Source organism: Microvirga sp. HS2 (assembly GCF_055792805.1).
Genome location: NZ_JBVVAJ010000024.1, coordinates 21,944 through 41,201, shown reverse-complemented (window position 1 = coordinate 41,201; position 19,258 = coordinate 21,944). Strand labels below are relative to the sequence as shown.

Here is a 19,258-nt window from a genome sequence, read left to right as displayed (position 1 = left end):
TCAAGCGCCATGTCTGCCGTTCTTCAGCGAAACAATGTTAAGATTGCCGGCAAGGGTCGGCAGCCCATGTTCTTCGCCCACGGCTATGGCTGCGACCAGAACATGTGGCGCTACATCACGCCGGCCTTCGAGGACCGCTACAGGATCGTTCTCTTCGACCACGTTGGCCACGGCCAGTCGGATGAGACCGCCTTCGACCAGGTCCGATATGGCTCCCTTCAGGGATATGCGGACGACGTGCTGGCGATCTGCCGCGAGTTGAACCTCAAGGACGTCATCTTCGTCGGCCACTCGGTCAGCGCCATGATCGGCGTGCTGGCCGCCATCCAGGAGCCGGAGCGCTTCGACCGTCTGATCCTGATCGGGCCGTCGCCGCGTTACATCAACGATGGCGATTATGTCGGTGGGTTCCAGCAGGAGGACATCGAGGGCCTGCTAGATTCGCTCGATAGCAATCATCTGGGCTGGTCGAGTACCATGGCGCCGGTGATCATGGGCAACCCGGACCGGCCGGAGCTCGGCGAGGAACTGACCAACAGCTTTTGCCGGAGCGACCCTGAGATCGCCAAGCACTTCGCCCGCGTGACGTTCCTCTCGGACAACCGGGTGGACCTGCCTAAAGTGAAGACAAAGGCACTCATCCTCCAGTGCTCGCAGGATGTGATTGCCCCTGAGGCGGTCGGGCGCTACGTGCATCAGACCCTCCCGGGCAGTGAGTTCGTCCTGATGAAAGCGACAGGCCATTGCCCGAACCTGAGTGCCCCAGAGGAGACGATTGCCGCCATAGAGACCTTTCTGCGCGGTTCAATTCCCAACACGACGGCGGCAGAGTGAGCATAGACCCAAAGGCGATCATCGAAACTCCTGAGGAACTCTACGAGAGCGCCCCCTGCGGTTACCTCTCGACCCTGCCGGATGGCACCATCATCAGAGCCAACCAAACCTGCCTCACCTGGATTGGTATGAAGCCGCAGGATCTTGTCGGCAACAAGTGCTTCCAGGATCTCCTGAGCATCGGCGACAGGATCTTCTACGAAACCCATTTTGCGCCGCTCCTGCGGATGCAGGAATTTGTGAACGAGATCGCCTTTGATCTGATCGGCGCCGACGGACGTGCCTTGCCAGTTCTCGCCAATGCTGTCCAGAAGCGGGATGCAGGTGGGAAGCCTGTTGTCAACCGCATCACCCTCTTCAATGCCACCGACCGGCGACAATACGAGCGAGAGCTGCTTCTCGCGCGCCAAAAGGCCGAGCAGACCGCCGAGGAGCTCAAGCGTCTGAACGAAACTCTGGAGGAGAGGGTGGCCCAAGAGGTCGCCGAGCGCCTGAAAGCCGAGGCGGCGATGCGCCAATCTCAGAAGATGGAGGCGGTGGGCCAGCTCACCGGGGGCGTAGCGCACGACTTCAACAACCTGCTCACGGTCATCAAATCGTCGACTGATCTCCTCAAGCGACCGAACCTGTCAGAGGAGCGGCGGGCCCGCTATGTCGCAGCGATCTCCGATACCGTGGACCGAGCCGCCAAGCTCACGAGTCAACTTCTCGCCTTTGCCCGCCGCCAGGCCCTCAAGCCTGAGACCTTCGATGCGGGACAGGCCGTTCGGATGCTCAGCGACATGGTCCGTACTCTGACCGGGGCACGGATCCAGATCGTTACCTACCTGCCCGATGAGCCGTGTTTCATCAGCGCCGATCCAAGTCAGTTCGACACAGCGCTGATCAACATCGTGGTCAACGCGCGTGACGCGATGGACGGTGAGGGCCAGATCACAATCACAGTGTGGCCGGCCGAGACAATGCCCGCCGTCCGGAGACACGCGGCGGTCAAGGCCCCTCACGTGGCCATTTCGATCGCTGACACTGGCTTGGGCATCCCGGCGGATCAGATTGATCAGATCTTCGAGCCGTTTTTCACCACCAAGGGTGTTGGCCAGGGCACCGGCCTCGGATTGTCCCAGGTGTTCGGGTTCGTGAAGCAGTCAGGGGGACAGGTGATCGTCGAGAGTGAAGTCGGCCAAGGCACCACGTTCACGCTGTACCTGCCCCGCGTCATAGCCGCTCTCGGAGCGGCCGCTCCAGAGGAGGAGACCACCGAAGACGGGCACGGCACCTGTGTGCTGGTGGTCGAGGACAACCGGGACGTCGGCACCTTCGTGACGCAGACCTTGGAAGAGTTGGGCTACCGCACGACGTGGGTCGAGAGTGCACAAGCCGCGCTCGACGAGCTGGCGACGTCGCCGAGCGCCCACGATATTGTGTTCTCGGACGTGGTGATGCCGGGCATGGACGGCGTGGAGTTGGCGCGCCACGTGCAACGGCTCTACCCCGATCTGCCGCTGGTGCTGACGAGCGGGTACAGCCACGTGCTCGCTGAGGGAGGGCATGGGTTCGAGCTGTTGCAGAAGCCCTATTCCGTTGAGGCATTGTCACGCGTACTTCGCAAGGCATCCCGCAAGCGGCGCAAGCGGGCACAGGCAAAATCGTGAAGAACACGTGGCACTGCCTCTCCAGCCTTACGCCTGCAACGCAAGTCAGCCAGCCTGTTTGGTCGCAATCCAGATCGTGTGTCTTGCGCCCCTACGGGTTCCGTGGGCGCGCGCGTTGACCTCATCCACACCAAATCCCGCCCTACGCAGGCGCTGGGTGAAGGCTCTATTCGGTGCCGATGACCACACGGCAAGGACGCCACCAGGAGTCAGTGCTGTCCGAGCGGAGCTAAGCCCCGACAGGTCGTAGAGGCCGTCATTGGCCCGGCGTGTCAGCCCTTCGGGCCCATTGTCGACATCCAACAGGATCCCATCGTAAGCGGACCGGCTCGATCTGATCAGGCCACCGACATCCCCTTCGACGATGCTGACGCGGGAATCGGTAAGGCTATCACCAAAGACTTCGGCCATGGGACCGCGGGCCCAGGCCACGACCGCGGGTACCAGTTCAGCCACAGTGACCTGAGCATCGGGGCCGAGTTCAGCGAGCGCAGCGCGGAGTGTAAAGCCCATCCCCAACCCACCGATCAGGATCTGTGGTCGCTTGCGGCCCCGAAGTCTTTGACAAGACAGTCTGGCCAGCGCCTCCTCGGATCCACTGAGGCGGCTGTTCATCAGCTCATTGCTGCCCAGCATGATGGAGAACTCGGCCCCACGCCTCTTGAGGCGCAAGTCGTCCCGGTCGCCCGGAACTTTTGCCGTGTCGAGTAAGACCCAAGGAATCATGAAACACTCTTCGGACAGCACTGCCTATTCGCGGGACCATGCACGTGTCGGGAACGCCGATCAATGGACACACGCTCGCCCATGCCTTTGGCCCGCGCGTCCCGTCCTTCTGCTCGCGCTTCTGTCCACTCGAAGCATCGAGCCCGACCATTCACAGGGCGATGCGAGGCGGCGCAACAGTGCGGTCGGGGGGGAGCCTTCTTCGGCTTCTTTGCGTCGCGCTTAGCGCGCTGTTCGCTCGTGGCCACGGCTAGCTTCCGTTTGTCAGGCAGTTCGTGGATGAGATCATGTCAGTCGTGGGTCGACTTTCCGAGCAGATGGTCGAAATCGGCCAGCACGCGGTCGATCAGCTTGCTGCGGCGTAGATCGCTTGCATCCAAGCTCTGTGCGAGGAGGCCAAGCAGATAGCGCGCCTTCTCAACCGCCTCGTGCCAATCGGTGGCGGGTGCGGCTGTCAGCAGATCTTCGAGGGCGGCTTGTCTGGTACGCAGTGCTTCCTGATCGGCTTCGACTTCTGCCCGGAGACGTCGGAGGTCAGTGGCTTTCTGAGCCGCCATTCCGCGATGCGCATCAAGATTGGTCGGTTGATCAGCCATAGCCTCGTTCCTCCGTGTTGTTGCCAGTGCATTCACTGGTAACTCGATCACCTAAGCACGTTCAATTAGTAGGCGGGCCAGGGTCTTGGCCAACCGCTCATTCTGTCCAACGGGTTCAGGCGTCACGTCGTGCCATTCATGTGCTCGAAGCGCCCAGGCGACGTCGGAGAGGCTGCCGAGAGGCTCATGCGGCCAAGCCGACTCGCCGGTGGGCGTCAGGATCATAAACTGCCGTGAAGCTTTCATGCCGACCCGAGCGACGTAGAGGGTCTCATCGCCCCGTCGAAGCAACGCGACGGGTTCGTAAATCTGAGATCCGTGGAAGAAGGCTTCGCCGTTGGTCAAATCTCGGACATCCGGGCTGTGATTTCGCTCTCGCGCACGGCGCGCTCGCCGAAGCCAGCCGATTTGATGCGGTACGACACCTCGCCAGTCTGATCGGCCGGCATCAGCCGTACGACCTCGTAGATGCCGCTCGAACTGGCACGTTTATCCGAGAAGTTCGGATGGGTGATACGAACCAACTGGTGAACTTTATACCTGTGAGACATTGGCCGCTCTCCTTGCTGGGTGAGTTGGACTAGGTCTCATTCACACGAGACCGTTGGATGCAACCCGCTACTTCCGTGCTTTACGGGCCGCGTACCGAGCGTCACGGGCGGCCTTGCGCTCGGCCTCTGCCCTGACATCGTTCGCTGCCTTCTCGGTGGCTGCGCGCGCTTCCTGCTCGGCTTGTTCCGCCGCAAGGGCCTCACGCTCCGCGGCAACGCGGGCGCTCTCGGCAAGGCGCTGGGCTTCCCGCTCAGCGATGCGGGCGTCGCGCGCGGCGCTTGCGGCCGCCCGGGCGGCCCGCCGTTCGGCAACCGCCGGATCGTCCGGCCCTGGCCGCTGACGGAACTTGGCCGCCATCGCCTGCTTTGCGTCCCTAGCGGCACTTAGCCGTTCGCCAAAATCTTTCTGCTTCATTCCGCTCATTGAGCTCAATACGTCTGCCTCATCTGATCTGTGCCGACTAGCGGACACGCCTGATGCTGGTGATGGTGCCTTCCGGCAGTGTGCCTTGCTCCTGCTGGGCTCGGGCAATTACACCAACGGCCCAGGTATCGGTCGCCCTGGCAGGATCGTCGACCCACAGATAGGCGGTGCGACCATCGTCATAGTTCACCAGGAACATAACCGATTTCGCAGGAGGGGTTTTTCGAAACGTGTTCATTGCTTCCTCTTCAGCTTGACGATTGGCTGCTGGAGCTTTGCAAAGAAAAAGCCGCTCCACCCGGGAGCGGCTCCGTAGACGGCGCATATGGGTCGCGCCCCAACATCCTTAGGCCTTCTGGATGTTGTTGACGGCGATCTTGCCGGAGCGGCGGTCCTCAGCCGTGTCGAAGGAGACCTTCTGGCCTTCGACGAGGTTGCGCATGCCGGCGCGCTCCAGGGCTGTGGCATGGACAAACACGTCCTTGTCGCCATTGTCCGGCTGGATAAAACCGAAGCCCTTCATGTCATTGTAGAATTTCACTGTACCCATGATCATAGAGGGTAACCTTTCGCGGTTGTTGCAGATGCGCGTGAGCCAAGGCACGCGAAAGCGCGACCTCAACTCGGTTCGTCGATGTTTGGAAAGAGTGTCTGAACGTGCGCCTGGCAGTGCCAACAGCGAAACGGCCCGATTGTCCGGCCAAAGTCGATAATAAAAATATAGGGATCTGTGGAATTTTTACAAGAGGACGGACTGGGATTGCTCGAAGAACAGGGCGGCAGAAGGACTTGCTTCCCTGTTTTGCTTTCTCACAACGCCAATAAAATTTCCAATGGCGTGCCCAGAATCTTCCGATCTCACCGGGAATGACTATGATCGCGGAGGGGGAGTGCTCTGCACCAAGCATCAGCCGGGCGAACTGAGCTCCGCTCCCCGAGCGGCGGGGCGGTTCAGGTTAGACGGGTGATCGTGCGATCTTCTTGATCGGAATGCGGGGGCGACCAGCTTTCTCCGCGATGGCGTTGTCCTGCTCCTCGATGGCTTTCCGGGCCGGCTCATCGCCGTCGATCCCACCCAGAAGGGAGCGCGAGACACGCCGGTTCGAGCTGCGGGAGCCATCCTCGTAGAGAACGTCGAAGAGGGCATAGCCGCTCTCAACGGGCTTTGACTTCTTGCGGGCCAATGTTCGTGTTCCTTTGCATCGCTGTACGCACGAGATGCCTATAGGCCAAAACGCAGAGGCCGCTCCAAGTCGGAGCGGCCTCTCTTGCGCAATTTATAGCCAAAGGGTTTTGATCAGGCCGTCTTCAGGTTTCCTGCCGATTCCTTGCCCGTGCGGCGGTCGGATTCGACATCATAGGAAACCTTCTGCCCCTCAACCAGACCACGCAGACCGGCGCGCTCCAGCGCGGATGCATGGACGAAAACGTCCTTACCGCCGTTGTCAGGCTGAATGAAACCATAGCCCTTTGTTTCATTGTACCACTTCACCGTACCTGTCGCCATGGAGAACTCCCTTCTCTATTGATGAGCAACCTAAGCCAAGATGCGTCAGCGCCTTGGTTGGATGAGGATCGATACTTGGGGAGATCGCCCGTGCAGTTGCACGGTAAGGTACAGCAGCTCAGTCGTCGACCAGTCTCGATATCGGGACAATAGAACGGCTTCGTGGGCGTTACAAGGCGGTGATCCGATCTACCTACATCTACCGCCAAGCTGTACAACACCGGAAGGTCGGCTTCTGGCACTCCTGAGACCTAAGCCCGAGGGCAGCAATCCTCACCAATCCGGACATTCCGAAAAGTCGCCAAACTTCTCCGCCTGACCCGGTGCAGACATTTGACCGCTGCCACGGGCCGACCGCTGGTGGAAGAGCGGTCAAGTAACCTTGGCGCCGCAATGCCCAACATGCCGATGAGGGCTTCCTTCCAGGACCGGGTCGTGTAGGACGGCATCACGGGATGCTCGTACTGTATCTGCATCCTTCCAGATAATCTTATTCATGGAAAGATCTCGAGACTGGCGAGCCTGAGCTAAACTTGTCTCCCGGGTCCCCGCTGTGGGCTGCTCTTCCTCATGAACTTATTGCACTTTCGACACTTGACGATATGTGTCGAGGTCATCCACCGACAGATTGGAACCGCAGAGAACGAGGCCGATGACCGCGTCGTCCGGCAAGGAGGACACTATTGACTTGGCGGCGGTCAGCACGCAGGCGGCGGCGGGCTCGCAGAGAAGCTTCTCCGTTTGCAGGAGCCAGCTCACATCGCCGATGACCGGCTGGTCCTCTACGAGAACAATCTCCTCCAGGAAAAGCTTTGCGGCAGCAATCGTCCTGTGAGTTGCGAACGGGGCGCCAAGCGTCCGCGCAATGGAAGTCGCACGAATCGTCACCGGCTCATTGGCCTTGAGCGCTTCGGTCATGGTGGGCGCCCCCGAGGTCTCAACTCCATAGACTGTGAGCGAGGGCTGCTTGGCCTTCAGGGCCGCGGCGGTGCCAGCCATGAAGCCGCCGCCGCCGATCGACACGAAGACATGGGAGAGGTCCGGGATGTCCTCCAGGAATTCGAGGCCAAGGGTGCCATGGCCTGCGATGATTGCGGGATCGTCGTATGGGTGGACGAAGAGGCGCCCCTGGCGCTGGTAGTCCTCCGCCTTGGCGAAGGCCTCGGCCGCGTCGTCGCAGAGCTCCACGCGGGCCCCGAACTTGGTGGTGAGATCGATGTTGAACCGGGGCGTCACCTTCGGCATCAGCACGAGGGCGTCGAGACCCAGCGTTCCGGCAACCCGGGCCACGGCGATGGCATGGTTGCCGCCTGACACAGTCACGAGGCCGCGCCGGCGCTCCTCATCGCTCAAGGTCAGCACCTTGTTGAAGACGCCGCGCACCTTGAAGGAGCCTGCAAGCTGCAGCGCCTCCATCTTTACGGCGGCGCGCCGGCCAAGGCAGGCCGAGATGTCAGGGCTCTCGAAAGCCGGCGTGCGCCTGACTCGCCCGGCGATGCGGCTGCGGGCGGCTTCGATATCAGAGAGGGTCACGTCGAAGGTGCTCATCAGGGTGTCCGTTCGAGCCTTGCGATGCAGTCGATCTCAAGGAGCATGCCGCCGGGCAAACGGCCAATCTCCACGGTCGATCGCGCGGGGTAGGGGGGGTGGAATATGCTGGCATAGATCTCGTTCATGCCAGCGAAGTCATCGAGATTCGTGAGGAACACCGTGGTCTTCACCACCTGATCGAGCGACGATCCGGCTTCGCGCAGGATGGCCACGATGTTGTCGAGCACCTGCTGGGTCTGAGACCTGATGTCGCCCGCCCCAACGAGAGTGCCGCTGGGATCGAGCGGCAATTGGCCCGAGACGAACACGAGGTCCCCGGCGCGGATGGCCTGAGAATAGGAGCCTGCGGGCGGGGCAGCATTCGTGGTGTGAACGGAAGAGCGGGTCATGGCGGGCAGCCCGATCATGGTAGGGCGACGCTTGCTTGGTCAATAGGCATTAAGTCAATCCCGGCACCGATAGAACCGGCTTGACCGGATACGCAAGAGGATCGGAAGCTCGGGTCCGACCTAAGGAGAAGTCTGCAATGTCCCTGTCCCCCCGCGAAATGCTCGCGCGCCTGATTGCCTTTCCGAGCGTTTCAACGAGCAGCAATCTGGACATCATCGCGTTTTGCCAGGATTGGCTGAACAGCCACGGCGTCGAAAGCCAGCTCGTGATGAGCCCCGAGGGCGACAAGGCCAACCTCTATGCGAGCATTGGTCCCCAAGTGGAGGGCGGCGTCGTGTTGTCCGGGCATACGGACGTGGTGCCGGTCGAGGGTCAGAACTGGTCCACCGATCCGTGGGCGCTTACGGAAAAGAACGGCCGTCTCTACGGCCGTGGCGCAACCGACATGAAGGGCTTCGATGCCCTCGTTCTGGCCCTCGTGCCTGAAATGGTGCGCTCCCCCCTCAAACGCCCGATTCACATTGCCCTGTCCTATGACGAGGAGATCGCCTGCCGTGGCGCGCCATCGTTGGTGCAGGCCATGGCGCGCTCCCTTCCGACGCCCTCAGCCGTAATCGTCGGGGAGCCCACCCGACATGCGGTGGTGACCGGCCACAAAGCTTCCGTGCAGCTGCGCACCCATGTCACCGGCCGTGCCGTCCATTCGAGCCGGATCGATCAGGGGGTGAGCGCAGTGATGAACGCGGCGCGACTGATCACCTGGCATGAGGACGTTATGGAGGAGAACAGGCGCCGCGCCGATCCGACCGACCCATTCGAGCCGCCCTATACCACGCTGCATTGCGGCATGATGGTTGGCGGCAACGCCGCCAATGTGGTCTCGTCATCCGCTTGGTTCTTCAGCGACATCCGAGCGATTCCGATGGAGAGCCCGCGCGACTACCTCGAACGTTATCAGGCATATGTGCGTGATGTCGTCGAACCGCGGATGAAGGCGATTGCGCCCGGCACAGGCGTGGCCGTCGAGCTGATCGCCGAAGTGCCTGGCCTGAGGCCCGAAACGGATGGGGCCGCCGAGCGCCTGATGCGGCGCATCACCGGCGACAACGGTACCCACGTGGTGTCCTACGGCACAGAGGCGGGCCTATTCCAGCGGGCCGGCTGGTCGACGGTGGTCTGCGGCCCCGGCGATATCGCTCAGGCCCATCAGCCCGATGAATATATTGAGGTCAGCGAGTTCGAGGCCGGGGAGCGCGTGCTGCGTCGCATCATTGCCGAGCTATGTGCCTAATTGCTGAGTGGGGAGGTCGAAGTCGGGGCTGGACCCCCTGACACTTTCCTGCCTAACTTCATTGCGGAACGGAAGGAACGGCAGAAAATCGGGCCTTTCGACAAAAAGAACACCGCGCAAAGACGCGGGGCTTCCAGAGGAGAAAGACACGATATGACGATGCCTTCGAAGTTCCTTGCCGCCTCCGTGGCAGCGCTCATGGCCGGCGCTGCCCTGCCGGCCATGGCCGTGACCCTGCGTTATGCCAACCAGGGCGACCTGAAGTCTCTCGATCCTTATACCGTCAACGAGACCACCACTAACGCCCACCTAGGCCATGTCTATGAGGGACTGACGCGGCGCGGCAAGGACCTTGCCATTCAGCCGAGCCTAGCCGAGCGCTGGGAAATCAGCGAGGACGGCCTGACCTGGCGCTTCTTCCTGCGCAAAAACGTCAAGTTTCACAACGGCAACCCATTCACCGCCGACGACGTGATCTTCTCGGCGAATCGGGTGCGGGCGCAAGGTTCCAATTTCCAGACCCGCGTGCCGACCACCTCCGAGTGGGTGAAGGTTGATGACCACACCGTCGATGTGAAGCTTAAGTCCCCAAACCCAATCCTCAACTCCCAGTGGGACACTTGGTACATCCTCGACAAGGAATGGGCCGAGGCCAACAACGCGGCCTCGCCGACGCCCGCATCGGCGACGACGCCCAGCTATGCGGCCCTCAACGCCAATGGCACAGGCCCATTCAAGATTGAAAGCCACCAGCCGGGCGTGAAGACTGTCTTCAAGGCCAACAAGGAGTGGTGGGACAAGGCCGAGCATAATCTCGACGAGATCGTCTTCACCCCGATCGGTTCCGATGCGACACGGGTCGCAGCGCTGCTCTCCGGCGAAGTGGACGTCATCGAGCCGGTTCCGTTGCAGGACATACAGCGCGTCAACAGCAGTGCCAATGCGAAGGTGCAGACCGGTCCGGAACTGCGCACCATCTTCCTTGGCATGGATCAGACGCGGGACGAACTCCTGTTCTCGAATGTGAAAGGCAAGAACCCCTTCAAGGATAAGCGCGTCCGCGAGGCCTTCTACAAGGCGATCGACATCGAGACCATCAAGTCCCGCGTCATGCGCGGCTTGGCCACGCCTTCGGCTCTCATGATCGCGCCGGAGCTATTCACCTTCTCCAAGGATTTCCAGCGTCCGAAGTACGACGTGGAAGCCGCCAAGAAGCTCCTGGCCGAGGCTGGGTACCCGAACGGGTTCGAGGTGGGCATGGACTGCCCGAACGACCGCTACGTGAACGACGAGGCGATCTGTCAGGCCGTCGTCAGCATGCTGGCCCGTGCCGGCGTAAAGGTGAACCTGATGGCCCAGCCGAAGGCGCAGTACTTCGGCAAGGTTCTGAAGGCCGGCAACTACAACACCTCTTTCTACCTGCTCGGCTGGACGCCAGGCACCTTCGACTCTCACAACGTGCTGCACGATATCGAAGGCTGCCGCGACAACCCGCAATCTTCACGCGGCGAGTCGAACCTCGGCAACTTCTGCAACAAGCAGCATGACGAGCTGACCGACAAGATCCTGGTCGAGATCAATAAGGAGAAGCGCGACCGGATGATCAAGGAAGCATTCCAGATCACGGTCGACGAATACGGCTATATCCCGCTGCATCAGCAGGCTCTCGCCTGGGGCGTATCGAACAAGGTGACGCTGAGCCAGCGCGCCGACAACTCGGTGCTGCTCTACTGGGCGCAGAAGAAGGAATAGTCCGAGCCTGATCGCTCGTCCCGGGCAGCCGATCGCTGCCCGGGACATTCTTCCGAAAACCTCCGGTGGGCAGTCCCACTTGGGGCATAGCGATCAAGAGTTTGTTCATGTTTGCTTTCATCATCCGACGCGCCTTCCAAGCCATTGGCGTTCTTCTGGCCGTCGGGATCATTTCCTTTGCGATGTTCCGCTTCGCCGGCGATCCGGTGAACCAGATCGTCTCTCTTGATACCCCCGCGGCTGAGCGGGAACAGGTTCGCCGCTCGCTTGGTCTCGACGATCCTGTACCTCTGCAGTTCGTGCGCTATCTCGGGAAGGCTGTTCAGGGCGATTTTGGTGTCTCCTACCAGTTCCGGCAGCCGGTTTCGGACCTTCTGGCCGAACGCATGCCGGCGACCCTCGAACTCGCTTTGTGCGCTACGCTTTTTGCCACCGGCTTCGGCGTGCTGATGGGCGTCTATTCGGGCCTGAAGCGGGACAGCGTGCTGGCCAAGGTATTTCAGACGATCTCGTTGGTGGGTATCTCGCTCCCGACCTTCCTAATCGGCATTCTGCTTATCTATCTGTTTTCCGTCACCCTCGGGTGGCTGCCGTCCTACGGCCGCGGCGACACCGTGCGCGTTGGATGGTGGTTGACGGGGCTTCTTACCGTGTCGGGCCTCAAGGCCCTTATCATGCCCTCCATCACCCTTGGTCTGTTCCAGATGACCCTGATCATGCGCATCGTCCGAGCCGAGATGCTGGAAGTGCTGCGCACCGACTACATTAAATTCGCGCGGGCGAGGGGGCTCACCAGCCGCGCTGTCCATTTCGGGCATGCGCTCAAGAACACGCTGGTGCCTGTCATCACCATCGTGGGCCTGCAATTCGGCTCGGTGATCGCCTTCGCGATCATCACCGAGACCGTGTTCCAGTGGCCCGGTATGGGCCTGCTGTTCGTGCAGGCCGTGCAGAATGTCGACATCCCTATCATGGCCGCCTATCTGATGCTGGTGGCGCTGATCTTCGTGACGATCAATCTTGCTGTCGACATTCTCTACACGGTTGTCGATCCGCGCCTGAGATCGTCCATCCGGCAGCCGACGTGAGGACAAAGCCATGGCAGAAGCAACCAAACCGGCGGCCCCTGCACCTCATTCCCTACCAACCACTGGGGCGGGCCGTTTCTTCGAAAGCGACGTCTGGGCAAGCCTCAAGTGTTCCAAGCTCACGATGGCAGCAGCCTTCCTAACCTTCGTGTTCGTTGCCGCTGCAGTCCTTGCCGGCGTCGTGTCGCCGCAGGATCCCTTCGATCCAGCTCAATTGGAGTTGATGAACAGCCGGCTGCCGCCCATCTGGGACGCGGAAGGGCTGATGCCTTTCGTGCTCGGTTCGGACGAGCAGGGTCGCGACATCCTCTCAGCCATCCTTTACGGCCTGAGAATCTCGCTCTCGGTCGGCATCCTCGGCGTTGCGTTTTCCGCCTCGCTCGGGATCGCTCTCGGTCTTGTCGCCGGCTATGTGGGCGGAACGGTGGATGCGATCATCATGCGCATCGCAGACGTGCAGCTGACCTTTCCGGCGATTTTGATCGCCCTTCTCGTGGACGGCGTCGTGAAGTCCATGCTCGGCGGCCAGCTCGACGAGGTGACGACCCTTTCGGTGCTCGTGTTCTCCATCGGCCTAAGTTTCTGGGTGCAATATGCCCGCACCGTACGCAGCTCGGTGATGGTAGAGAAGAACAAAGATTATATCGCGGCCGCCAGGTTGATCGGCCTGTCGACACCGGTCATCATGTTCCGGCACATCCTGCCCAATGTCTTGGGTCCGGTTCTGGTCATTGCTACCATCAATCTGGCCCTTGCGATCATTACGGAAGCAACTTTGTCGTTCCTCGGCACCGGCATGCCCGAAACCATGCCCTCGCTGGGCACCCTCATCCGGATCGGCAACAACTATCTATTCTCCGGCGAGTGGTGGATCGTCGCCTTCCCAGGCATCGCGCTTGCGCTGCTGGTGCTCGCCATCAATCTCTTGGGCGACTGGCTGCGCGATGCCCTCAATCCGAAGCTGCGATGAGAGAGGGAGCATCCATGGCTGAATCCGTTCTCTCCGTTCGTGACCTGCGCGTCGAATTCGTCACGCGACGTGGCATCCTCAAGGCTATCGACGGCGTATCGTTCGATATCAGAAAGGGCGAGGTGCTCGGTGTCGTCGGTGAATCCGGTGCTGGCAAGTCGGTGACGGGTTCCGCCGTCATCGGCCTCATCGATCCGCCGGGACGAATCGCCGGCGGCGAGATCCGGCTGTCGGGTCTTCGCATCGACAATCTTCCGCCAGAGGAGATGCGCAGGGTGCGCGGCAAACGCATCGGCATGATCTTCCAGGATCCGCTCACAAGCCTCAACCCGCTCTACAGGGTGAGTCAGCAGCTCATCGAGACAATCCGCACGCACACCAATCTGTCGGCATCTGCCGCGCGCAAACGGGCCATCGATCTCCTGGCGGAGGTCGGCATTCCAGCCCCCGACAAGCGCATCGACAGCTACCCGCACGAATTCTCGGGGGGCATGCGCCAGCGCGTCGTAATCGCTCTGGCACTGTGCGCAGAACCGGAGCTCATCATCGCCGACGAACCAACCACGGCCCTCGATGTCTCCGTGCAGGCGCAGATCATCTCGCTGCTGAAGCGGCTCGGACGCGAGCACGGCACCGCCACCATGCTGGTCACCCATGACATGGGCGTGATCGCAGAAACGGCGGATCGCGTGGCCGTCATGTATGCCGGGCGCATCGCCGAGATTGGCCCCGTGCGGGACGTGGTGCAGAACCCGCTGCACCCGTATGCCAAGGGCCTCATGGGGGCAATCCCGTCGCTCGAAAGCGATGCGGATCGTCTCGTGCAGATCCCAGGCTCCATGCCACGGCTATCGGCGGTCCCGCTCGGCTGCCCGTTCAATCCACGCTGTTCTTACGTGTTCGACCGCTGCCGGATCGAGCGCCCCGAGCCGATCCAGCACAGTGAGCATCGGGTCGCCTGCCATCTCTACGATCAATCCTCTGCCCATTCGGAGGCTGTTTCGTGACCGAGCAATCTTACGTCGACGTCAAAGATCTCCGCCGCGTCTTCGACGTGTCGAAGCCCTGGCTTAACCGGGTGCTCGAACGCGAGAAGAAGCAATACTTGAAGGCAGTTGACGGAGTTTCGTTTTCCGTCCCGAAGGGAGAAACCTTCGCTCTTGTGGGCGAGTCGGGCTCTGGTAAGTCGACGGTTGCTCGCATGGTGGTCGGGCTTCTGCCGCCCACGAGCGGGGAGGTATCCATCGACGGCATCTCCATGTCGAGCCCGGCGGTGTCCGCGGAGCGTCAGCGGTTGCGGCGGCGCATTCAGATGATCTTTCAGGATCCCTATGCCAGCCTCAACCCGCGCTGGCAGGTGGACCGCATTGTGGCTGAACCAATTCGGGCCTTCCGGCTGATCGAGGGTGAGAAGGACATCGCCGCCCAGGTGGGCGAGCTTCTGTCGCTGGTGGGGCTTCATCCGGCGGACGGGCGCAAATACCCGCACGAGTTCTCTGGTGGCCAGCGACAGCGCATCGCGATAGCCCGGGCGCTTGCCTCTAATGCGGAGTTCATCGTCTGCGACGAGCCAACCTCGGCGCTGGACGTATCCGTGCAGGCTCAGATCCTGAACCTGATGCGCGACCTCCAGGACCGGCTCGGCCTGACCTACCTATTCATCAGCCACAACCTCGCCGTGGTGCGCCACATGGCAAGTTGGATTGGCGTGATGTATCTCGGCCGCATCGTCGAGATCTCCAATGGGCGCGAACTCTTCGCCCAGCCGAAGCATCCCTATACCCGGATGCTTCTCGATGCCGTGCCGGATGTAGGCATGACAGGACGTCGGCGAGTTCCCGTGAGCGGAGAGATCCCAAACCCGATCAGCCCCCCCTCGGGGTGCACCTTTAACCCTCGCTGCCCCTTCGCCAATGAGCGCTGCCGGGCTGAAATTCCGCCGTTCCTGAGAGGCGTGGCGTGCCACGCAATCCACGAGGGACGCCTTGGGATCGATGCTGCCGCATGAAGGAAAAAACGGCCGAACACTGACTTTTAATCAGACGGGCCCGGGTTCGAGCCCCAACGCGCTCACTATATCTCTCAATGACTTACCGGCGCATTGAGATCGGCTTAGATGAGCCTGGCAACCCTTTAGCTCCCACTAACTTGGTTTTGGTTCAGGTAGAGTACTCGCTCTGGGCTTCGCAGACTCTGTGCAGCCAGGGGAGGGGCATTATCCTTCGCGGTTGTTGTGCAAACGTGCGTTCCCCTCTCGGGCCGGAGGGAGCTGCGAAATAGCTTGGCCGTAACTTCATACCAGTTTCAGCCATAATCATCATGTTTGTTGAAGGTCTTGGCGTCGAATCGGTCGGCGCGTCACAGGGCCTCCAATGACCCGCGCCTTGGCTCTTGCTACTGCTCTCCTGCTTGCCTGCCTCTCAAATGCACCCGCCGCACAAGCAGCCAATCCAGTCTACTTCTGGGATCTGCAACCCCGCTCTCTCCGGCTTCTGGTTTCTTCGCCACAGGTGATGGTCACCCGCACCACAAAAGGCTGGGATGCCTACTGCCGTTGTCCTGTGGCGCTCGCCCCCTCAGAGATCCCTGAGGTGATGAAACAAGCGATCGTTGCCGCCGAGGACAAGCGCTATTTCGATCACAGTGGCGTTGATGTGGTCTCACTGCTTTCGGTGCTCAAAGGCGGACTGACCCGGGGTGGCAGCACGATCCCGATGCAGCTTCTCAAGAACCTGATCTTCCACGATCTTCGTGGAAGTGACGTACTCAGTCGGCTTGAGCGCAAAGGCGCTGAGGTCTGGCACGCCCGCCTCTTCGACGAAGCCGTCGGAAAAGAGGAACTCCTAGCGGCCTACCTGAACCAGATCGAGTTCGGCGGACGCGACATCGTTGGGCTGTATCGGGCAACCCGGCACTACTTCCGCAAAGAGCCGAAGGATCTGACCCTCTACGAGGCCGCTCTTTTGGCCGGCATGGTCAAAGCGCCCGCCCGCCTCAACCCGCTGCGGGAGCAGACTCGCGAGCAAGCCCGTCAACGAGCGCTCCTCGTCCTGCAGCTCATGGCGGAGCAGGGCATGATCACCGACAAGGAACGCCGCCAGGCCGAGGAGGCCGGGATCCGCCCGGGACTGCTGCCGGAGTTCAAGATCCAGCCGCAGGCCTTCACCGAATGGGTGGTGGAGACCTGGGGCGACAAGTACGTGCAGCCGGGGGAGACCGTCCGGTTCTTTGTCACCCTGAACCCTCGGCTTCAGAACATGGCCGAGCAACAGCTCAGCGGACTGGCTCAGGAGGGAGCTGTCCCGCCGCAGTATGATGCTGGCGCTGTGATGATGGCGCCGAACGGGCGCGTGCAGGCGATGGTCGGCTCCCTCGATTGGACTCAGCGCCAGTTCAACAATGCCGTGAAAGGCAATGTTCAGGTCGGCTCGACAGCCAAGCTGTCGCTGCTCGTCGCGGCTTGCGAGGCCGGCAAGTCTCCGGAGAGCCGGGTCATGGACCAGCCGGTAAGAGGGACTTGGCCCTCGAACGGCGAGCTGGGATATCGCGGGCAGACGACGCTGAAGGAGGCCATTGCTTCATCGCGCAATGCCGCAGCCGTGCGGCTGACACAAGAGATTGGAACTAACACTGTGGCTGACGTCAGCCGGCGCATCGGGATCGACCCCGGCCCTGCAGCCGACGCAGGTTTTGTCCTCGGTTCCTCCTCGAGCAATGTCATGGCCATGACGGCAGCCTATACGGCGGTGGCCAATGGCGGCTATCGTGTCGACCCATCCGGCGTGCTGGCAGTGGTTGATGGCCGGGGCCAGGTCCGGGCTGATTTTCTCACGACCATGCGCAAGAGGGTCATTCCGGAGAGATGTATCGAGCCGACACGAACGGTTCTGCGTGAAGTGGTTCAGAACGGGACCGGGCGCGCAGCACGGTTAAAGAAGTGGCCTGCCTATGGGAAGACCGGCACCTCAACCGGGAACACCGATGCTTGGTTTATCGGCTGGAGCGAGCAGCGGGTGTTCGGGGTTTGGATGGGGCGCCGCCGCGGCGAAACCGGGCCTGCTCTTGCCGGTGGGGGCGCTCCCGCTGCTTACTTTGGGCGTGTTGTCACTGCTGTGAACGAGTGGGGCGAGCGGCAGCAGAGGCTTGAGGAGCAGCGGCTCGCGAGCACGCGCTCCAAGAGAGGTCTTGAACCAGGCAAGATTGTCGATTGGCTCTCCTCCCTCCCGCAGACCCTGACCAGGCCTGGACCTCCGTCAGTTCGAGAGATGCCCCTCAGGGAGAAAGGGACGTAAGGTCCTCCAGGCCCTGAGCGGATGTATTCCCGTCACGATCACCCCGATCGAGGATGCTCATAATGCTCACTCGTTATCTCTGCCGCGTGCTTGCGGCCTTGGTCATGATAGGTCTCTGCGCTGTTGTGGCAGCGGAGCGCTCCCCTGCGCAGGCGCAGAGATCAGACACGCGACAACAGGTTGAGGCTCAGTTCCGCGATTGGCTGGTAGGCACTGTCTGGCCCGATGCGCAAAAGCAGGGCATCTCGCGCGAGACGTTCGACCGCGCCCGGGCGCCCCTCACGCTCGACTGGAGTTTGCCGGAACTGCAGCCCCCCGGCCAAGAGCCCGTGCGGGATGATCAGCGGCAAGCCGAGTTCCAGAGCCCCGGCCGCTACTTCTCGGAAGACCAACTCGCCTCGCTCGCACAGACAGGGGTGAACCTTCTGAAGCAGTGGGGTGCCACCCTCGACGAGTTGGAGCGGCGCTATGGCGTGCCACGGGAAATCCTTGTCGCGATCTGGGGCCGCGAGTCGCATTTCGGCCGTGTCAGGCCCAAGCTTCAGGCCGTGAGGGTTCTGGCCACGCAAGCGTTCATGGGCCGGCGGCGCACTCTCTACTACCCAGAGCTCCTCGCGGCGCTGCTGATCCTGGAGCAGGATCATTGGCCGGAGGAGACCTTGCTGTCTTCATGGGCTGGGGCTTTGGGACAGCCGCAGCTGCTGCCGTCGAAGTTCCTGCGTTATGCTGTCGATGCGGATGGCGATCGGCGCCGCGACATCTGGGGCTCAGTGCCGGACAGCTTGGCGTCCATCGCCAACTATTTGCAGGAACTTGGGTGGAAGCCGGAGCAGGGCTGGGGGATGGAGGTGCACGTTCCGGCAAGCGTCTCCTGCACCCTGGAAGGGCCGCGGCGAGGCAAGCCGCTGCGGGAGTGGGCACAACTCGGCCTCACGCGTGCCGATCACACGTCCCTGCCGAGTGAGAACAGCGACACCACCGCGTTCTTACTGATGCCGGCCGGCCGCTTGGGACCGGCATTTCTGGTGTCGCAGAACCTTTATGTGCTCAAGCAGTACAACGAGTCGGATCTCTATGCTCTGTTCATCGGCCACTTGGCTGATCGACTGCGCGGCGGCACCGGCTTTCAGACAGCCTGGAAGCGGATTGATGCTATGAAGCGAGGCGACATCCAGGCCATGCAGGAGCGCCTGCAAGCTCAAGGTCACGATGTCGGAAAAGTCGATGGTCTGATTGGCTTTGCAACGCGCACGGCTATTGGCCAGTGGCAAACGCAAAGCGGGCGCGCGGAGACCTGCTTTCCTGATGCAGTCTTCAGTTCAATGATCCGCTAGAGCCGTTTCCACTTACGTGGAATCAGCTCTTTTGTTTGCCTTGCCGTAATTTTGAGCGGTAAACCGGATCCACATCGCGGAAAAATACTCTACACCGCTCTTCCCATTAGGAGCCGCTCTGGCTTCGCATAAATCGCTTTGAATGGGGGCAGAATGGCAGACCGTTTCTGATGGGCAAGGTCCAATGGAACGATGGCGTCGCACCAGAGTGCCGTTATTGAAGTCAAAGGAGACCTTCACACAGCTAGGCTGAACTGCCCAGTTTGACCCGAAGGCGACATTAACGTCCCGTGAGCGCAG

At 61.3% G+C, this 19,258-nt stretch carries 21 protein-coding genes; 10 read left to right on the top strand and 11 right to left on the bottom strand.

Annotated elements, in window-relative coordinates; translation table 11 throughout:
- Positions 1 to 9: 9 nt before the first annotated feature.
- Complete coding sequence (locus ACS5Q0_RS19040; RefSeq protein WP_473128219.1) at positions 10 to 834, top strand: alpha/beta fold hydrolase; 825 nt, start codon at positions 10 to 12, stop codon at positions 832 to 834.
- Entirely contained in the window at positions 831 to 2,486 is a 1,656-nt protein-coding gene (locus ACS5Q0_RS19035) for an ATP-binding protein (protein ID WP_473128218.1), read from the top strand. The genes ACS5Q0_RS19040 and ACS5Q0_RS19035 overlap by 4 nt, the downstream gene beginning before the upstream one ends.
- A 45-nt stretch (positions 2,487 to 2,531) precedes the next feature.
- Here the strand turns inward: ACS5Q0_RS19035 and ACS5Q0_RS19030 are convergent, their stop codons facing one another.
- From ACS5Q0_RS19030 to ACS5Q0_RS18980, 11 genes are all read right to left on the bottom strand, one after another.
- Positions 2,532 to 3,212 (bottom strand): hypothetical protein, encoded by a 681-nt coding sequence (locus tag ACS5Q0_RS19030; protein ID WP_473128217.1) that lies wholly within the window; start codon positions 3,210 to 3,212, stop codon positions 2,532 to 2,534.
- A 290-nt stretch (positions 3,213 to 3,502) separates the two neighbouring features.
- Positions 3,503 to 3,808 carry a hypothetical protein gene (locus ACS5Q0_RS19025; protein WP_473128216.1) on the bottom strand — a complete coding sequence of 102 codons (306 nt, stop codon included), beginning with the start codon at positions 3,806 to 3,808 and terminating at the stop codon, positions 3,503 to 3,505.
- A gap of 51 nt (positions 3,809 to 3,859) precedes the next feature.
- Positions 3,860 to 4,153 carry a hypothetical protein gene (locus ACS5Q0_RS19020; RefSeq protein WP_473128215.1) on the bottom strand — a complete coding sequence of 98 codons (294 nt, stop codon included), beginning with the start codon at positions 4,151 to 4,153 and terminating at the stop codon, positions 3,860 to 3,862.
- Complete coding sequence (locus ACS5Q0_RS19015) at positions 4,150 to 4,359, bottom strand: hypothetical protein (RefSeq protein ID WP_473128214.1); 210 nt, start codon at positions 4,357 to 4,359, stop codon at positions 4,150 to 4,152. Before ACS5Q0_RS19015 ends, ACS5Q0_RS19020 begins: the two co-directional genes overlap by 4 nt.
- Positions 4,360 to 4,426: 67 nt before the next feature.
- Positions 4,427 to 4,783 (bottom strand): DUF6481 family protein, encoded by a 357-nt coding sequence (locus ACS5Q0_RS19010; protein ID WP_473128213.1) that lies wholly within the window; start codon positions 4,781 to 4,783, stop codon positions 4,427 to 4,429.
- Positions 4,784 to 4,820: 37 nt separating this feature from the next.
- Complete coding sequence (locus ACS5Q0_RS19005) at positions 4,821 to 5,021, bottom strand: hypothetical protein (protein WP_473128212.1); 201 nt, start codon at positions 5,019 to 5,021, stop codon at positions 4,821 to 4,823.
- A 108-nt stretch (positions 5,022 to 5,129) separates the two neighbouring features.
- A complete protein-coding gene (locus tag ACS5Q0_RS19000; RefSeq protein WP_134499935.1) occupies positions 5,130 to 5,339 on the bottom strand; it encodes a cold-shock protein in 210 nt (69 codons plus the stop codon).
- 400 nt (positions 5,340 to 5,739) lie between these two features.
- Positions 5,740 to 5,967 (bottom strand): hypothetical protein, encoded by a 228-nt coding sequence (locus ACS5Q0_RS18995; RefSeq protein ID WP_473128211.1) that lies wholly within the window; start codon positions 5,965 to 5,967, stop codon positions 5,740 to 5,742.
- Between the two features lie 113 nt (positions 5,968 to 6,080).
- A complete protein-coding gene (locus tag ACS5Q0_RS18990) occupies positions 6,081 to 6,290 on the bottom strand; it encodes a cold-shock protein (protein ID WP_370434588.1) in 210 nt (69 codons plus the stop codon).
- 576 nt (positions 6,291 to 6,866) lie between these two features.
- Entirely contained in the window at positions 6,867 to 7,838 is a 972-nt protein-coding gene (locus ACS5Q0_RS18985; RefSeq protein WP_473128210.1) for a threonine ammonia-lyase, read from the bottom strand.
- The gene (locus ACS5Q0_RS18980) at positions 7,838 to 8,230 is read right to left on the bottom strand and encodes a RidA family protein (protein WP_473128209.1); all 393 of its coding nucleotides are present in this window, start codon (positions 8,228 to 8,230) and stop codon (positions 7,838 to 7,840) included. Before ACS5Q0_RS18980 ends, ACS5Q0_RS18985 begins: the two co-directional genes overlap by 1 nt.
- A gap of 137 nt (positions 8,231 to 8,367) precedes the next feature.
- Between ACS5Q0_RS18980 and argE the strand changes: the two genes are divergently transcribed.
- From argE to ACS5Q0_RS18940, 8 genes are all read left to right on the top strand, one after another.
- Positions 8,368 to 9,522, top strand: a complete 1,155-nt coding sequence (gene argE, locus ACS5Q0_RS18975; protein WP_473128208.1) for an acetylornithine deacetylase — start codon at positions 8,368 to 8,370, stop codon at positions 9,520 to 9,522.
- A gap of 153 nt (positions 9,523 to 9,675) precedes the next feature.
- Complete coding sequence (locus ACS5Q0_RS18970; protein ID WP_473128207.1) at positions 9,676 to 11,274, top strand: ABC transporter substrate-binding protein; 1,599 nt, start codon at positions 9,676 to 9,678, stop codon at positions 11,272 to 11,274.
- 107 nt (positions 11,275 to 11,381) lie between these two features.
- The gene (locus ACS5Q0_RS18965) at positions 11,382 to 12,362 is read left to right on the top strand and encodes an ABC transporter permease (RefSeq protein ID WP_473128206.1); all 981 of its coding nucleotides are present in this window, start codon (positions 11,382 to 11,384) and stop codon (positions 12,360 to 12,362) included.
- Between the two features lie 10 nt (positions 12,363 to 12,372).
- Positions 12,373 to 13,332, top strand: coding sequence for an ABC transporter permease (locus ACS5Q0_RS18960; protein ID WP_473128205.1), 960 nt, complete (start codon positions 12,373 to 12,375; stop codon positions 13,330 to 13,332).
- 14 nt (positions 13,333 to 13,346) lie between these two features.
- On the top strand, positions 13,347 to 14,339 hold the full coding sequence (locus tag ACS5Q0_RS18955; RefSeq protein ID WP_473128204.1) for an ABC transporter ATP-binding protein: 993 nt from the start codon (positions 13,347 to 13,349) through the stop codon (positions 14,337 to 14,339).
- Positions 14,336 to 15,340, top strand: coding sequence for an ABC transporter ATP-binding protein (locus ACS5Q0_RS18950; RefSeq protein WP_473128203.1), 1,005 nt, complete (start codon positions 14,336 to 14,338; stop codon positions 15,338 to 15,340). The genes ACS5Q0_RS18955 and ACS5Q0_RS18950 overlap by 4 nt, the downstream gene beginning before the upstream one ends.
- A 364-nt stretch (positions 15,341 to 15,704) precedes the next feature.
- Entirely contained in the window at positions 15,705 to 17,624 is a 1,920-nt protein-coding gene (locus tag ACS5Q0_RS18945) for a transglycosylase domain-containing protein (protein ID WP_473128202.1), read from the top strand.
- Positions 17,625 to 17,686: 62 nt separating this feature from the next.
- Entirely contained in the window at positions 17,687 to 18,958 is a 1,272-nt protein-coding gene (locus tag ACS5Q0_RS18940; RefSeq protein WP_473128201.1) for a lytic murein transglycosylase, read from the top strand.
- Positions 18,959 to 19,258 lie beyond the last annotated feature (300 nt).

What these genes read in the sequence shown, in the direction of transcription:
- ACS5Q0_RS19040 (WP_473128219.1), top strand. Translation starts at nt 10, where the DNA reads ATGTCTGCCGTTCTTCAGCGAAACAATGTTAAGATTGCCGGCAAGGGT.
- ACS5Q0_RS19030 (WP_473128217.1), bottom strand. Translation starts at nt 3,212, where the DNA reads ATGATTCCTTGGGTCTTACTCGACACGGCAAAAGTTCCGGGCGACCGG.
- ACS5Q0_RS19025 (WP_473128216.1), bottom strand. Translation starts at nt 3,808, where the DNA reads ATGGCTGATCAACCGACCAATCTTGATGCGCATCGCGGAATGGCGGCT.
- ACS5Q0_RS19015 (WP_473128214.1), bottom strand. Translation starts at nt 4,359, where the DNA reads ATGTCTCACAGGTATAAAGTTCACCAGTTGGTTCGTATCACCCATCCG.
- ACS5Q0_RS19010 (WP_473128213.1), bottom strand. Translation starts at nt 4,783, where the DNA reads ATGAGCGGAATGAAGCAGAAAGATTTTGGCGAACGGCTAAGTGCCGCT.
- ACS5Q0_RS19005 (WP_473128212.1), bottom strand. Translation starts at nt 5,021, where the DNA reads ATGAACACGTTTCGAAAAACCCCTCCTGCGAAATCGGTTATGTTCCTG.
- ACS5Q0_RS19000 (WP_134499935.1), bottom strand. Translation starts at nt 5,339, where the DNA reads ATGATCATGGGTACAGTGAAATTCTACAATGACATGAAGGGCTTCGGT.
- ACS5Q0_RS18990 (WP_370434588.1), bottom strand. Translation starts at nt 6,290, where the DNA reads ATGGCGACAGGTACGGTGAAGTGGTACAATGAAACAAAGGGCTATGGT.
- ACS5Q0_RS18985 (WP_473128210.1), bottom strand. Translation starts at nt 7,838, where the DNA reads ATGAGCACCTTCGACGTGACCCTCTCTGATATCGAAGCCGCCCGCAGC.
- ACS5Q0_RS18980 (WP_473128209.1), bottom strand. Translation starts at nt 8,230, where the DNA reads ATGACCCGCTCTTCCGTTCACACCACGAATGCTGCCCCGCCCGCAGGC.
- argE (WP_473128208.1), top strand. Translation starts at nt 8,368, where the DNA reads ATGTCCCTGTCCCCCCGCGAAATGCTCGCGCGCCTGATTGCCTTTCCG.
- ACS5Q0_RS18970 (WP_473128207.1), top strand. Translation starts at nt 9,676, where the DNA reads ATGACGATGCCTTCGAAGTTCCTTGCCGCCTCCGTGGCAGCGCTCATG.
- ACS5Q0_RS18965 (WP_473128206.1), top strand. Translation starts at nt 11,382, where the DNA reads ATGTTTGCTTTCATCATCCGACGCGCCTTCCAAGCCATTGGCGTTCTT.
- ACS5Q0_RS18960 (WP_473128205.1), top strand. Translation starts at nt 12,373, where the DNA reads ATGGCAGAAGCAACCAAACCGGCGGCCCCTGCACCTCATTCCCTACCA.
- ACS5Q0_RS18955 (WP_473128204.1), top strand. Translation starts at nt 13,347, where the DNA reads ATGGCTGAATCCGTTCTCTCCGTTCGTGACCTGCGCGTCGAATTCGTC.
- ACS5Q0_RS18945 (WP_473128202.1), top strand. Translation starts at nt 15,705, where the DNA reads ATGACCCGCGCCTTGGCTCTTGCTACTGCTCTCCTGCTTGCCTGCCTC.
- ACS5Q0_RS18940 (WP_473128201.1), top strand. Translation starts at nt 17,687, where the DNA reads ATGCTCACTCGTTATCTCTGCCGCGTGCTTGCGGCCTTGGTCATGATA.